The 14,445-nt window shown below is 72.2% G+C and carries 12 protein-coding genes; 9 read left to right on the top strand and 3 right to left on the bottom strand.

The genetic code is table 11. From position 1 onward, the window contains the following. The first annotated feature begins 33 nt into the window (after nt 1-33). The 6 genes from LADH09A_RS11290 to LADH09A_RS11265 all read left to right on the top strand — a co-directional run bounded on the left by LADH09A_RS11290 (nt 34) and on the right by LADH09A_RS11265 (nt 6,988). Entirely contained in the window at nt 34-867 is an 834-nt protein-coding gene (locus LADH09A_RS11290; protein ID WP_238644836.1) for an ABC transporter ATP-binding protein, read from the top strand. Between the two features lie 32 nt (nt 868-899). After that, the gene (locus LADH09A_RS11285; RefSeq protein ID WP_238644835.1) at nt 900-1,883 is read left to right on the top strand and encodes an ABC transporter substrate-binding protein; all 984 of its coding nucleotides are present in this window, start codon (nt 900-902) and stop codon (nt 1,881-1,883) included. Between the two features lie 5 nt (nt 1,884-1,888). Next, nucleotides 1,889-3,988: an iron ABC transporter permease gene (locus LADH09A_RS11280; RefSeq protein ID WP_274529370.1), complete on the top strand. Its 2,100-nt coding sequence runs from the start codon at nt 1,889-1,891 to the stop codon at nt 3,986-3,988. A gap of 27 nt (nt 3,989-4,015) precedes the next feature. Continuing rightward, nucleotides 4,016-4,921: a siderophore-interacting protein gene (locus tag LADH09A_RS11275; protein ID WP_238644833.1), complete on the top strand. Its 906-nt coding sequence runs from the start codon at nt 4,016-4,018 to the stop codon at nt 4,919-4,921. A 101-nt stretch (nt 4,922-5,022) separates the two neighbouring features. Beyond that, nucleotides 5,023-6,483 (top strand): SDR family NAD(P)-dependent oxidoreductase, encoded by a 1,461-nt coding sequence (locus LADH09A_RS11270; protein ID WP_238644832.1) that lies wholly within the window; start codon nt 5,023-5,025, stop codon nt 6,481-6,483. Nucleotides 6,484-6,511: 28 nt separating this feature from the next. Beyond that, entirely contained in the window at nt 6,512-6,988 is a 477-nt protein-coding gene (locus LADH09A_RS11265) for a heme-degrading domain-containing protein (protein ID WP_238644831.1), read from the top strand. Nucleotides 6,989-7,048: 60 nt separating this feature from the next. Here LADH09A_RS11265 and LADH09A_RS11260 read toward each other — a convergent pair whose 3' ends face one another. Next, on the bottom strand, nt 7,049-8,425 hold the full coding sequence (locus LADH09A_RS11260; RefSeq protein ID WP_238644830.1) for an FAD-dependent oxidoreductase: 1,377 nt from the start codon (nt 8,423-8,425) through the stop codon (nt 7,049-7,051). A 235-nt stretch (nt 8,426-8,660) separates the two neighbouring features. Between LADH09A_RS11260 and LADH09A_RS11255 the strand changes: the two genes are divergently transcribed. Both LADH09A_RS11255 and LADH09A_RS11250 read left to right on the top strand, forming a co-directional pair. Further along, nucleotides 8,661-10,043 (top strand): serine hydrolase domain-containing protein, encoded by a 1,383-nt coding sequence (locus tag LADH09A_RS11255; protein WP_238644829.1) that lies wholly within the window; start codon nt 8,661-8,663, stop codon nt 10,041-10,043. A 92-nt stretch (nt 10,044-10,135) separates the two neighbouring features. After that, on the top strand, nt 10,136-11,458 hold the full coding sequence (locus tag LADH09A_RS11250; protein WP_238644828.1) for an alpha/beta hydrolase: 1,323 nt from the start codon (nt 10,136-10,138) through the stop codon (nt 11,456-11,458). Between the two features lie 26 nt (nt 11,459-11,484). Here LADH09A_RS11250 and LADH09A_RS11245 read toward each other — a convergent pair whose 3' ends face one another. Beyond that, entirely contained in the window at nt 11,485-12,711 is a 1,227-nt protein-coding gene (locus tag LADH09A_RS11245) for an MFS transporter (protein WP_238644827.1), read from the bottom strand. A 41-nt stretch (nt 12,712-12,752) separates the two neighbouring features. Here LADH09A_RS11245 and LADH09A_RS11240 point away from each other — a divergent pair, with 41 nt between their 5' ends. Then, a complete protein-coding gene (locus LADH09A_RS11240; protein ID WP_238644826.1) occupies nt 12,753-13,847 on the top strand; it encodes an ROK family transcriptional regulator in 1,095 nt (364 codons plus the stop codon). A gap of 96 nt (nt 13,848-13,943) precedes the next feature. Here the strand turns inward: LADH09A_RS11240 and LADH09A_RS11235 are convergent, their stop codons facing one another. Continuing rightward, complete coding sequence (locus LADH09A_RS11235) at nt 13,944-14,396, bottom strand: Rv0361 family membrane protein (protein ID WP_238644825.1); 453 nt, start codon at nt 14,394-14,396, stop codon at nt 13,944-13,946. Between the last annotated feature and the right edge of the window lie 49 nt (nt 14,397-14,445).

Raw genomic sequence — 14,445 nt, 5'->3', positions numbered from 1 at the left:
CACCCGGGCGTTTCCTTAGGTTAGCCTCACCTAATGCAGAGCGAGTTGGCGTCGGCCAACGGGGAGCGCAGCCTGTCCGGCGTCGACCTCCGTCTGGGCTACCACGGTGTGCCGGTGGTGCACGGTGCCATGATCAGCCTTCGTGCGGGCGCCGTGACCGCGTTGGTGGGCCCCAACGGCAGCGGCAAGTCCACCCTGTTGCGGGCCCTGGCCCGGCTGCACCCGATCGAGGCCGGCACGGTCCACCTCGCCGACGGCACCACCGCCGCCAGCCTCCCGTCCCGGGAGTTCGCCCGTCGGGTCACGCTGCTGGCCCAGAGCCGGCCGGTGCCCAGCGGCGTCACCGTCCACGACGTCGTGGGATACGGCCGCCACCCCTACCGGGGGCGCTGGCGCGCGGAGGATCCGAACGGTCCCGCGGCCATCGCCCGCGCCATGGACGTCACCGGCGTCGCCGCGATGGCCGATCGACCCGTCGACGAGCTGTCCGGCGGCGAGTTGCAGCGGGTGTGGCTGGCCACCTGTCTGGCCCAGGACACCCCGGTGCTGCTGCTCGACGAGCCCACCACGTTCCTCGACCTGCGCTACCAGGTGGAGATCCTCGACCTGGTCCGTGACCTCGCGGACGACCACGACGTCGCCGTCGGCGTCGTGCTGCACGACCTCAACCAGGCAGCCGCCGTGGCCGACGAGGTGGTCCTGTTGCACCAGGGCCGGGTGCGCGCCACCGGCACCCCCGCCGCGGTCTTCACCGAGGACGCCCTCACCGAGACCTACGGGATCCGCATCGAGGTGACCACCGATCCGCTCAGCGGACTGGTCACCACCCGCCCGGTCGGGCGGCACGCGATCCGCGCCCTGGTCTGAACACCCCTCATCCCCAGCAGAGAAAGACCGTCATGACCCGTACCCGTTTCACCGCCCTCCTCGCCGTCGTCGCCGCGTTGACGCTCGGCGCCTGCGGCACCACCGAGAACGCCGCATCCCCCGAGACCTCCTCCTCGGCGGCCGGCGGGCCGGTCACCCTCACCGACAGCCGCGGCAAGGAGATCACCCTCAAGGCCCCGGCGACCAAGGTCGTCGGGCTCGAGTGGGGCGAGGTCGAGATGCTGGTCAGCCTGGGCGTCATGCCCGTCGGTGTCGCCGACCCCAAGGGCTACGGCACCTGGGTCACCTCCGCGAAGCTCGACCCGGGTGTCAAGGACGTCGGTACGCGCGGCGAGCCCAGCGTCGACTCGATCGTCGCCCTCCAGCCCGACCTCATCGTCATGGAGGACGACCGGGGGGCCAACATGGTCAGTCAGCTGGAGAAGTACGCCCCCGTCGTGGTCGCCAAGGGCAGTGACGCCACCGACAACCTCGGCCGGATGCGCGCGGACCTCAACATGATCGCGAAGGCTGTCGGCAAGACCACCGAGGCGGAGAAGCTGCTCACCGACTTCGACGCGGCCATCGCCGACGGCAAGAAGAAGATCGCCGACGCCGGGGCCGCCGGCCGGCCGTTCGCCTTCGCCGACGGCTGGAAGGAGGGCAGCACCGTCAGCATCCGGATGTTCGGCAAGGGCTCTCTCGTCTCCGAGATCGGCACCCAGCTCGGCCTCACCAACGCCTGGACCGGCAAGGTCGACGAGGCGTGGGGTCTCGGCCAGACCGACGTCGAGGGCATGACCGTCCTCAAGGACCCGAACCTGCGCTTCTTCTACAACGCCTCCGACGGCGACGACGTGTTCACCGACGGTCTCGCCGGCAACGCCATCTGGAAGTCGCTGCCCTTCGTGCAGAAGGGCAACGTGCGCAAGATGCCCAACGGCATGTGGACCTTCGGCGGTCCGCTCTCCGGCAAGCAGTACATCGACGAACTCGTCAAGACGTACGCGGTGTGAGCGTGCTGAGCGCACCCCCACGCCCGGAGCCGGCCACCCGGCCGGCTCCGGGCGGACGCCTGGCCGTGCCCCGCGTGGTCGGTGTCTTCGTCGCCGCGATCCTGCTGCTGCTGGTGGTCGGCGCGGTGCACCTCACCCAGGGCACCTCGTCGGTCGGCGCCCTCGACCTGCTGCGGCTCCTGACGGGCGCCGACGACGAGGCGGCCCGCGTCCTGATCGCCTCCCGGTTGCCCCGGCTGCTCGCCGGGTTGGCCATCGGCGTCGCGCTCGGGTTCGCCGGCGCCGCGTTGCAGTCGATCGCCCGCAACCCCCTCGCGTCTCCGGACACCCTCGCGGTCAACGCGGGCGCCCACCTGGCGATCGTCGCCGTGGCCGCGTTCGGCGTCTCGCTGCCCGCGCTGCCCGCCGGTGGTCTTGCCTTCTGCGGAGGGCTGGCCGCCGCCGGCCTGGTGATGGCGATGTCCTCCGGTGGGCAGGCCGGCACCACCCGACTCATCCTCGCCGGCTCGGCGACCGCGCTGGCGCTGGGGTCGGTGACGACGCTGCTGCTGCTCCTGTTCGAGCAGGCCACCATCGGTCTGTTCGCCTGGGGCAACGGCTCGCTGGTGCAGAGCGACCTGACCGCGCTGACCCAGCTGGCCCCGGTGATCGTCGGCGCCGTCGTCGTGCTGATGCTGCTCGGGCACCGCCTCGACATCCTCGCCCTCGGCGACGACACCGCCACCGTGCTCGGTCTCGACGTGCGGCGCACCCGGCTCACCGTCATGGTGCTGGCCGTGCTGCTGTCCGCCGCGGCCGTCACCCTCACCGGCCCGGTCGGCTTCGTCGGCCTGTGCGCCCCGGTGATCGTCCGGCTGCTCGCCCCCGTGGTGCCCGGGGTGCACCGGCACCGCATCCTGCTGCCGTTGTCCGGCATCGCCGGGGTCATCATCGTCCTCGGCTCCGACGTGCTGCTGCGCGCCGTGATGGGCGGGCAGGCCGGCGTCGACATTCCCACCGGCGTGGTCACCACCCTGTTCGGCGCGGCGATCCTCATCTGGCTGGCCCGCCGGCACCGCGACGCGGGCCCCACCCGCCGCCCGCCCGGCGGGCACGCGGCCGTCCGCTCCGCCGGCTTCCACCGCATCGTCCTCACCGTCACCGCCGTACTGACCGTCGGCGCCGTGGCGGTCGGCATGCTCGCCGGTGACACCTGGGTGCTGCTCGGCGACGTGCTGAACTGGCTCAACGGGAGCACCGGGCCCGCGTACACCTTTGTGCTGGACCAGCGGTGGCCGCGCGTCGCCGCGGCGGTCCTGGCCGGCGCGGCGCTGGCGGTGGCCGGCACCACCGTGCAGGCGGTCTGCCGCAACCCGCTGGCCGAGCCCGGCATCCTCGGCATCACCGCCGGCGCCGGGTTGGGGGCCGTCTCACTGCTCACCTTCGTGCCGCTGGCCGGGGTGTGGGCCGTCTCCGGGGTCGCCGGGCTCGGCGCGATGCTGGCCTTCGCCCTGGTGTACGGCCTGGCCTGGCGCGGCGGGCTCAGCTCCGACCGGCTGGTGCTGATCGGCTTCGGGGCCTGGCAGGGCGGCATGGCGGTCATCACCTACCTGGTCGTCGCCTTCGACCCGTGGAACACCGGCAAGGCGTTGACCTGGCTGTCCGGCTCCACCTACGGCCGGATGCCCACCCAGGTGCTGCCGGTGCTGATCGCCCTGCTGGTGCTCACCCCGGCCGTGGTCGCCGCCCGTCGCGAACTCGACCTGATGGCGCTGGACGACGACACTCCCCGGGTGCTGGGCGTCCGCCTGGAACGCACCCGGCTGGTCGCGCTCGGCGCGGCGGCGCTGCTCACCTCCACCGCCGTCTCGGCCGTCGGGGTCATCGGCTTCGTCGGGCTGGTCGCCCCGCACGCCGCCCGGGCGCTCGTCGGTGGCCGACACTCCCGGGTGCTCCCGGTGGCCGCCCTGCTCGGCGCGGCGCTGGTCAGCATCGCCGACACCGTCGGACGGACGCTCATCGCCCCGGCCCAGATTCCCGCCGGCCTGGTCACCGCCATGATCGGCGCCCCGTACTTCGTCTGGCTGCTGTGGCGGTCGCGCGCAACGACGAACAACCCCCGGTAGACGCCGGCCCAACCCGGAGAGGCACCCATGACCGAAACCCTGCCCATCGCCCCGTGGCGCGTGTTCACCGTCACCGTCCGTGCGGTACGCCGACTCAGCCCGTCCTTCGTCCGGGTGACCTTCACCGGGGCGGACCTCGACCGCTTCGCCGACAACGGTTACGACCAGCGCATCAAGCTGGCGCTGCCGCTGCCCGACCAGCGCGGGGTGGATCTTCCGGAGGGCGCGGACTGGTATCCGCGGTGGCGGGCGCTGCCCGAGCACCGGCGCAACCCGATCCGTACCTACACCGTCCGGGCGGTCCGACCGCACCTCGCCGAGGTCGACGTCGACCTGGTGCTGCACGGTGACGGCGGCCCGGCGACCCGCTGGGCTCGTCGGGTGAGCGCCGGCGACCAGATCGCCATCGTCGGGCCGGACTCCGGCTACGACGGGAACCACGGCGGCGTCGAGTTCCGGCCGTCGACCGGTAGCTGCCTGCTGCTGGCCGGGGACGAGACCGCGGTGCCGGCGATCGGCAGCATCTGCGAGCGCCTTCCCCTCGACACCCGGGGTGTGGTGCTGCTGGAGGTGCCCGACGCCGACGACGTGCTGCCGCTGGTGGCTCCCCCCGGCGTCGAGGTCCGCTGGATGCCCCGGGGCGTCGACGGGTACGGCAGCCGGCTGGTTCCCGCCGTCGCCGCCGCGGTCGACGACCTGCTGGTGCCCGGCGCGTCGGCGACCACGCAGCCCGTCGGAGACGTGGACGTGGACACCGAGATCCTCTGGGAGGTACCCGAGGAGGTGGCCACGGCACCGTTGTACGCGTGGCTGGCCGGGGAGGCCGGTGTCATCCGCGCGCTGCGCCGGCACCTGGTCGCCGAGCGGGGTCTGGACCGGCGGGCGGTGGCCTTCATGGGCTACTGGCGCCTCGGTCACGCCGACGCCGACTGACAGCGAGGTGCGTGTCGGGCCGCGCGGTGCGTACAGTTTCGGATCGGACTTGGGGCGAGCCGGTTGGATCCGGCACAGGAAACGGGACGAGACAACGACGCATGACGGTGGACAACATTACCGAAAACGGTCAAGACGGTATTGACCGAAGCCGGCTGGAGGCCTGCCTCAGCGTCTTCGAGGCGTTGGAGGCGCTGCCCTCCGACCATCCCGACGTGGTGCGGGTGCAGCGGGCCACCGCGCGGCTCTACAAGGTGATCAAGCAGAGGCGACGTGAGGAACGGCGCGACGCCATCCTCGCGGCCGACCGGGCGGTGACGGAGGCCACCGCCACCGGCGCTCCCGGGCGCATCGACGACGAGACGCAGGGCATCCCGCTGGCGACCTCCGTCGCGGGCGAGACGGCGGGCTTCCTGCACAACCCGCGCGGCTGCTATGTCTGCAAGCAGCGCTACCGCGAGGTGGACGCCTTCTACCACCAGCTCTGCCCGTCCTGCGCCGCGCTCAACCGGGAGCGCCGCGACGCCCGTACCGACCTGACCGGCCGACGCGCCCTGCTCACCGGCGGCCGGGCCAAGATCGGCATGTACATCGCGCTGCGGCTGCTGCGCGACGGCGCCCACACGACGGTGACCACGCGGTTCCCGCACGACGCGGTCCGCCGGTTCGCCGCGATGCCCGACAGCGGGGACTGGCTGCACCGCCTGCGCATCGTCGGGATCGACCTGCGCGACCCCGCCCAGGTGATCGCCCTCGCCGACTCGGTCAGCAGCCAGGGCCCCCTCGACATCCTGATCAACAACGCGGCGCAGACCGTCCGCCGCTCCCCCGGGGCGTACGCGCAGCTCGTCGCCGCGGAGGCCGCGGCCCTGCCGGACGGCCCACTGCCGGAGCTGATCACGTTCGCCAAGCCGGACGGCCAGGGCGGCCCGGTGGGCAGCCTGACCGCCGCGCCGCAGTCGACTGCTCTCACCCCGCACGCGCTCACCGCACTGGCGCTCACCAGCGGTTCCGCCTCGCCGGAGCGCATCGCGGCGTCCACGGCCATCGACGCCGGTGGCCTCGTCCCGGACCTCGACTCGGTCAACAGCTGGGTCCAGCGGGTGCAGGAGGTGGACCCGGTCGAGCTGCTCGAAGTGCAACTGTGCAACGTCACCGCGCCGTTCGTGCTGGTCAGCCGGCTGCGCCCGGTGATGGCCGCCGCGTCGGCGCGCCGCAAGTACGTGGTGAACGTGTCGGCGATGGAGGGCCAGTTCGGCCGGGGCTACAAGGGGCCGGGGCACCCGCACACCAACATGGCCAAGGCCGCGCTGAACATGCTGACCCGCACCAGCGCCGAGGAGATGCTGACCGACGGCATCCTGATGACCAGCGTCGACACCGGCTGGATCACCGACGAACGCCCCCACCCGACGAAGATGCGACTGGCCGACGAGGGCTTCCACGCCCCACTGGACCTGGTCGACGGCGCGGCCCGGGTGTACGACCCGATCGTCCGCGGCGAGCTGGGCGAGGACCTGTACGGCTGTTTCCTGAAGGACTACGCGCCCTGCGCCTGGTGACCCACCCCGTGTGACGAGGAGAAGAAACATGTCAGCTGACCGTGAGCCGTGGCCGACGCTGGACGAGCTGCTGCGCGAGGAGAGCGAGTTGGAACTCGCGGGCCTGTCCGAGACGGACGCGTACGAGCTGGGGATGCTCGCCGTCACCGCCGCGACCGAGCAGGGCCTGCCGGTGTCGGTCGGGGTGTGGCGGGCCGGGCGTCAGCTGTTCCACTGTGGCCTGCCCGGGTCGACGGCCGACAACGACGCGTGGCTGCGCCGCAAGGGTCGGGTCGTGATGCGGTTCGAGCACTCGTCGCTGTACATGGCCCGGTTGTGTCAGGACAAGCAGGTGACGCTGGCCGAGAGGTTCGGCCTGCCGGCCTCGCGGTACGCGGCGGCCGGTGGCGCGGTGCCGCTGCGCGTCCGGGGCACCGGTGTGGTGGGCTGGGTGGGGGTCTCCGGGCTACCGCAGCTCGACGACCACCGGTTCGTCGTCGACGTCCTGCGCAAGCTCAACCGCTAGATGATCGGACCCGGCGGCCTCGTACGAGGCCGCCGGGTCGTCACCTCCTGGGCGGGGGCGTCAGTGCGCGCGCCGGTTGGCGCGCAGCGCGCCGAGGAGCACACCGGGCCGGGCCAGCGCGCTCGGGTGCTCGCGCATGGAAACGACGTCGTTGAACCGGCGCGCCGTGGTCACGTCCGTGACGGTCGCGGCGATGATCTGCCGGCTCGCCCAGCTGGAGATCCGGTAGCCGCGCGGGTAGGGCCCGTCGACGTGGGGCAACCCCAGGTCGGCGGAGGTCGAGATCGACCAGGCGGCGTCGACCACGACCCGTTGCAGCGCGAGGAAGTGGTGTGCGGGCGCCCGCAGATCCGGGTCGGACCGCAGATACGTCGACAGGCAGGCCGCGTGCAGGGCCGCCGACGTCATCCCCTGCCCGTACACCGGGTTGAACGACGCGACGGCGTCGCCGACGCTGATGAGGCCGGCCGGAAACCGCTTCAGGGCGTGGAAGTCCCGTCGCCGGCTGTCGGCGTGGTGGTAGGTCTGGACGTCGCCGAGCATCTCCTGGTCGGCGACCTCGCCGAACTCGGGTGGGAACTGCTCGCGCAGGCGGCGGACGAAGTCCTCCGGGGTACGCCCGGGGCGGTCGTTGCCGTAACCGGCCATCATGGCCATCCACCGGCCGTCCTCGATGGCGAAGAACGCGGCCCCGGCCACGTCCACCTCCGTCTTCGACGTGTTCAGCGCCAGCACGACCGTCGAGGGAGGGGTGACGTCCGGGCGTCGGAACACGGCCGTCGCGTAGTTGAGGTGCACGGTCATCCGCCGGGTGACCGGGCGGTCCCAGCCGGCCTGCTCCAGCCAGTCCGAGAGTCTGCTCGACCGCCCCATGGCGTCCACCACGAGTTCGGCCCGCTCGACGCCGGCGACCCCACCGACGTCGCAGCGGACCCCGGTGACCGCGGTGCCGTCGAACACGAGGCCGGCGGCTCGGGCGGTGACCGTCTTGACGTTGGGCAGCCGGAGCACCTGCTCGCGGATCAGCCCCTCCAGCAGCGGCCGGCTGCCCGCCAGGGTGTCGGCGTCGTCGGGAACGACGACCTTCGGACGGCCGTCGAGGTAGTTGCGGCGGGCCTCCGGTGGCGCTTCGACCGCCCCGCGCGCCAGGGCCGCCTCGCGGAATCCCGGAAACAGGCGCTCCAGCTGGAGGAGACCGCCGGGCAGCAGCGCGTGCAGCTGCGTCCCCTGGGGTACGCCGGGCCGCGCGCCGGCCACCTGGGGGTCGTCCCGGTCGATGATGACGACGCTGTCGGCGTGATCGGACAGCACCCGGGCGGCCAGCAGGCCGGCGACGCTGCCACCGACCACGACGGCCGTACCCATCATCGGGTTGGGCTGGTCAGGGGGTCGAGCCGTGTTCAGCTCTGCGAAGACCCGGGATGGGGAGAGGGACATCGTGCTCTCCAAGGGGTACGAGGTGTGGTGCCCTCCCCGTGCCCGCCAGCGTTCGGTGCACGGGCGGACCGGTGGACGGTCGATCGGCGTGACGCTCGCCGATCGTCGCACAACCCGTCGGACGTCGACCGAACGTGTCCGGCAGGTGACCACTTGTTGGCCGATGGGATGGACGCCGTCGCCGTTCGGGCGGCCCGGTTGGCGCGCGTCCGTGTCGACTGTCACGATCTCCGGCATGCCCGTCGCGCGTCGCACTCTGCTGGGGGCCGGTCTGGCCGCTGCCACCTCCGCCCTCGCGGGTTGCGGCGACGGTGGCCCGCCGGATGCGGGTGTGGCCGGTCCCGGTGACGCGGTGACCGCGACCGACGCCGCCGGCAACAGGGTGGGTTTCGGCTCGGCCGGCACCACCACGCCGCCGTCGGGCTCACCGAGCGCCACCGCGTCCCCGAGCGGCACTGCCGCAGCCGGCCAGGCCCGCTACGCGCAGGACGTGACCGCGCTGCTCCGGCGGCATCTGCCCGCCACCGCGCAGACCGTGCAGCACAAGGGTTTTCCCGGCGCGGTCGCCGTCGTTCTGGTGGATGGTAAAACGACTGTGCACACCGCGGTCGGGGAGGCGCTGCGCTACGGCGCGGGGCCCAAACTGCTCGCGGCGGGCCAGCGCGTCGAGATGCGCCCCGATTCCGTCTTCGACCTCGCCTCGGTCACGAAGGTGTACACGGCCATCCTGCTGTTGCAGCAGGTCGACAGGGGACGCGTCGACCTGGGCGCACCGGTCCGCGACTACCTGCCCGGCTTCACCGGGGCGGGCACCGAGCGGGTCACCGTCGAGATGCTGCTCGCCCACACCAGCGGCCTGCCCGTCGGCGCCAAGGTCACCGGGCTCGCCGACAACGCGGCCCGCTGGAACGCCGTGCTCACCACCGGGCTGGTCTCCGGCGCCGTGCCCGGCAGGACGTTCCGCTATTCCAGCGTCGGGCTGATGATCGCCGGCAGGATCGTGGAGAAGGTCACTGGCCAGCGTCTCGACCAGGCGCTCAAGAGCGGCCTCACCGGCCCGCTCGGCCTGCGCGACACCGGCTTCAACCCGAACACCTGGCTGTCGGGCAGCGCGAAGGCCAGCCGCCTCGTCGCCACCGACGCCCGCTCGTCGCGGGGTCTGCTGCGGGGCACCGTGCACGACGACGTCGCCAACCACCTCGGCGGTGTGGCCGGTCACGCCGGCATCTTCGCCACCGCCACCGACCTGGCGGCGATCGGTCAGATGCTCCTCGACGGGGGCACCCACCAGGGCAGGCGCATCCTCGCGGCGGCGACCGTGCGCCGGATGCTCACCAACCAGAACGCCGGGAAGCCCGCCGTGGACCCGGAGCGGCCCAACCGGACCGCCGCCCACGGTCTCGGGGTCGTGCTCAACCAGAGCTGGTTCATGGGCGGGCTCGCCTCGGCCCGGACGTTCGGCCACACCGGCTTCGCCGGCCCCTCGCTCCTGGTCGACCCGGGCCGCAGACTCGTCCTGGCCCTGCTCACCAACCGCGCGCATCCCAACTGGAGCTGGGCGAACCCGGACCCGGTCCGCGCCGCCGTCGGCGATCTGCTGGCCAGAGAGGTCGGCTGAGCCGAGGGTGTAGACCCGCACGCCTCACCCTGACACGATACTTGCGCTCGCAGTGCAAATACTTCGTCCCTCACGGTGGAGGTCCAATGCAGATGTCTCACCGGAGACTGCTCTCCATGGTGGCCGGGGTCGCGCTCGCCGCCGGCCTGTCCGTCGCCCCCGTACCGCGCGCCGCCCACGCCGCCGCCACGCCGACGTACCGCCCAGTGATCTTCGTGCACGGCAGCGCCGGGTCGGCCTCGCAGTTCCAGACCCAGGCCAAACGTCTCGCCAGCAACGGCTACCCGATCGACATCATCGAGGCCCACGAGTACGACTCACCGAACATCGCGACGATCCTGCCCCAGGTGTACGCGGGGCTCGACACGCGGATCTCCCGCCTGCTGGCGACGACCGGCGCGGACCGGGTCGACCTGCTCGCGCACTCCCTGGGCACCTTCGTCATGCAGGGTTACCTCAACAGCTCACCGGCGCGTGCCGCCCGGGTCGCGCACTACGTCAACCTGGACGGGCGCACCGCGACGTCCCCGCCGGGCGGTGTGCCCACGCTCGCCATCTGGGGTGAGGGCGACCCGGCCCGTGCCGTGGTCGGTGCCACGAACGTCCACCTCCCCGACCAGTCCCACACGCAGACCGTGTCGTCACCGGAGTCGTTCGGCGAGATCTTCCGATTCCTCCAGGGTCGCGTGCCACACACGACGCGGATCGTGCCGCAGCTCTTCGGCACGGCCCGGGTCTCCGGTCGCGCGGTGCTCTTCCCGAGCAACGTCGGCGTCACCGACGCGACCCTGGAGGTCTACCCGGTCAACTCCCTGACCGGCGGTCGACTGTCCGACCGACCCACACATCGGCTGCCCCTGAGTGGCGACGGCGCGTTCGGTCCCGTCCCGGTGCTCGCCACGGCCCGCTACGAGTTCGCGATCGTGCGCCCCGGCGCGCCGACGCACCACTTCTACTCCCAGCCGTTCCTCCGCTCGGACTCGTTCGTCCGACTGGCGACCAGCGTGCCGGGCGAGGGGCTGGGCGCGCTGGTGGACACCAGCGACCGGCACACGGCGCTGACGATCCAACGCCAGAAGGAGTGGTGGGGCGACCAGGGCGAAGCCGGCGACCACCTCTGGATCAACGGCAGGGACGTCCTGAACGCGGCGAACACGCCACGGACCAAGCGGACGATCGCGATCTTCGCGTTCGACGACGCCAGCGACGGCGTGACCGATCTGACCGCGCCCCTGCCGGAGTTCTTCAGCCAGACCTTCATCACGGGCGTGGACCTGTTCATCCCGTCAACACCGGCGCACCTCGGCCTGGTGCGGATCACCGTGGGTCAACGCGGCGGCGGGTACGACGTGATCAACCTGCCGAACTGGAGATCGAGTGCCCATCGCGTGACGGTCAGCGTCGACGACTTCTGACCCCGACCGCGGGCGGCCCGGCCCCGTCAGCTCCCGACGGTGGCCGGGACCCGCTCACGCGTACGGCGTCCGACGGCGAAACTGATCATCCCCAGGGCCAGCCCGACGATGGCCAGGACGACGCCCACCCGGGCCGGCGCGAGGTAACCGAGCCCGGCGGCGATGGCGACGCTGCCCAGGGCCGCGCCCAGACTGTTCGCGATGTTCATGGCGGACTGGTTGAGCGCCGCGCCCATCATCTGCGCTCGGGGGGCGACCGTAATCAGGCGTGCCTGGAGGACCGGCCCGAGATAGAGGCTGGTGGCGCCGACCAGGAACGCGCCGACGAACAGGCCGACGCGGGTCGACGCGACGAGGCTGAACGCGGCGATGCTCACGGTCATCGCGACGAAGCCGATGATCATGCTCCGCTTCAGGTCGCGGTCGGCGAACCAGCCACCCAGAGCGTTTCCCACGGTCATGCCGAGCCCCACCGCGACCAGGACCCACGGCACCGTCGTGGTCGAGAGGCCGGCCACGTCGGTGGTGACGGGGGCGATGTAGGTGTTGACCGCGAAGAACCCGGCGAACCCGACCGCCCCCGTCGCGGCGACGAGCCAGACCTGCGAGGTCCGCAGGGCCCTGAGCTGGGCGGCCGGCGAGCCGTCGACCGCCGCGGTGACCTCCGGCACGACCGCCAGCACCGCCAGCAGCGTGAGCAGGAAGACACCGGCGATGACCAGGTACGCGACGCGCCAGTCGGCCACCTGCCCGAGCCGCGTGATGAGGGGTACGCCGACCACGTTGCTCACGGTCAGGCCGCTGAGCACGATGGCGAAGCCGCGGGCCTCGTTGCCGGGGCCCATCAGGGTCGCCGCGAGCAGGCCGGCCGCTCCGAAGTACGCGCCGTGCGGCAACGCCGCCGCGAACCGGGCCACCAGCACCAGGTCGAAGGTGGGGGCGACCGCGGAGGCGACCGTGCCGACGGCGAAGAGCGCCAGCAGCCCGAGCACGAGCTTCTTGCGGGGCAGGCGGGCACTCAGCGCGGCGATCAGGGGCGCGCCCACGACCACGCCGAGGGCGTAGGCGGTGATCGTCCAGCCGGCGCGAGCGACGGCGTCCGAGGACGACCGGGCGTACTCCTGCGGGAGCAGGCCGCGCGCGATGTCGGGCAGCAGGCCCATCGCCGCGAACTCGGTCAGGCCGATCGCGACGCCACCCAGTGCCAGCGCGACCAACGCCGCCACCCGTCGACCTCTGCTCAACTCGATCACCGAGAAAATTTAGCAACAGCGTTGCGTAATAGGGTGGTGAGATGACTCGCATCACGGCGGACGTGAGGTTCCTGCGTGGCTACAATCAGGCCCGGGTCATGGCACTGGGGCGCACCGCGCGGACGTTCGAGCGCTCGACCGTGGTCGAGGCCACCGGCCTGACACCGCAGGCGGTCTCCAAGGTCGTCGCCCGCCTGACCGCCGACGGCCTGATCCGTCCCGCCGGAGTGCGTCGTACGGGCATCGGCAAACCCGCGGTCGTCTACGAACTCGTCCCCGACAGCCGGTACGCGATCGGCGCGCACGTGGCCCGGCGCACCCTGCGGCTGGTCCTGGTCGACCTGGCCGGCACCGTGCACCACTCGGCGGTCAGCCCCCTACCCGGCGACTTCACCCCGGAGCAACTCCTCGACGCCCTGGCTGTCGGCATCGACGCGATGACGAGCAGCAGCGACGTCCGGGGCCGGCTCACCGGGGTGGGCATCGGCATGATCGGCCCACTGGACCACGCCCACGGCCTGGTCCGGGACGCCCACGGCCTGCGGCACTGGCACGACGTACCGCTGCGCGAGATCGCCGAGAAACACCTCGGCCTGCCCGTCCACCTCGACAAGGACGTCACCGCGGGGATCACGGCCGAGGCCTGGCGGCACGGGGCCACGTTCGGCGACGCGGCACTCATCATGATCGAGTCCGGCATCGGTGGCGGCTTCTGGCTGGGCGGCACGGCACACCGGGGCGCGCACACCAACGCGGGCGAATTCGGCCACACGGTCGTCGACCTGAACGGGCCCCGCTGCGTCTGCGGTCGCCACGGATGCCTGGAGATCGTGCACAACCAGGCCGCCGACGCCGGAGACATCGACCGGGCCGCCCGCGTCGTGGCGGTGGGCGTGGTCAACCTGCTCCAGACACTCGACCTCGCCCACGTGGTGCTGGCGGGCGCGGATCTCCTCCGGAACCCGCAGGCCTATCTCGCGGCGGTCGTCGAGGCCGTCCAGGCCGACGCCCGACGCGCGGACTGGCTCACCACGAAGGTGGCCCTGTCCAGCCTCGGCGCGGACGTCATCGCCGCGGGCGCCGCCATGCAGGTCCTCGACCAGCACTACGGCGTTCCGGAACTCGCCCCGGCCTGACCGACTCGGCGGGCCGATGGCAGGTCACTTCAGCCCGACCCGGAGGGCCGGCTCCAGCACGACGCGTCCCGCCCCGCGGCCGGGTCGTCGCGCCGCTCACTGGCAGACGCGCCACTCGCCGTCCTCCTTGACCAGGAACATGGTCTGCGTCATCCGCGCACCGGTGGCCTGCTGGACCATCTCGACCGTCGCGGTCCCGGTGACCCGCCCGTTGGAGTTGTTGACGTACACACCGACGATCTCGTAACTGCCGATCGTCAACTGGGCTGCCTGGATCCGGGCGAAATCGGCCTGCGTCATGGTCTCGCGCAACTCCCCGCACAACCGCGCGTACGCGCCAGGGTAGTTGCCGGCCCGCACGTCGTCGATGTACGCCGCCGTCGCCGTCCGGGCCGGTTCGACGGCGTCCTTGACGCTGCGGTAGAACCAGAACCCGCCGCAGACGCCGACCACGCAGCACACCGTCAGCAGCACGGCGACGACGATCAGGACGGTACGAGTCGTGCGGTTGGGCTTCGGGCTGGGAACCATCATCGGCTCGTACGTCATGCCCCGGAGGGTAGGGACGTGAGACAAGCGCGTTGAGCCGGTCGGGACC

The sequence above is a fragment of the Micromonospora cabrerizensis genome (assembly GCF_022230955.1).
Taxonomy (GTDB): Bacteria; Actinomycetota; Actinomycetes; order Mycobacteriales; family Micromonosporaceae; genus Micromonospora; species Micromonospora cabrerizensis.
Note: the sequence above shows the minus strand (reverse complement) of the source record. Positions and strands in the feature narration are given on the sequence as shown.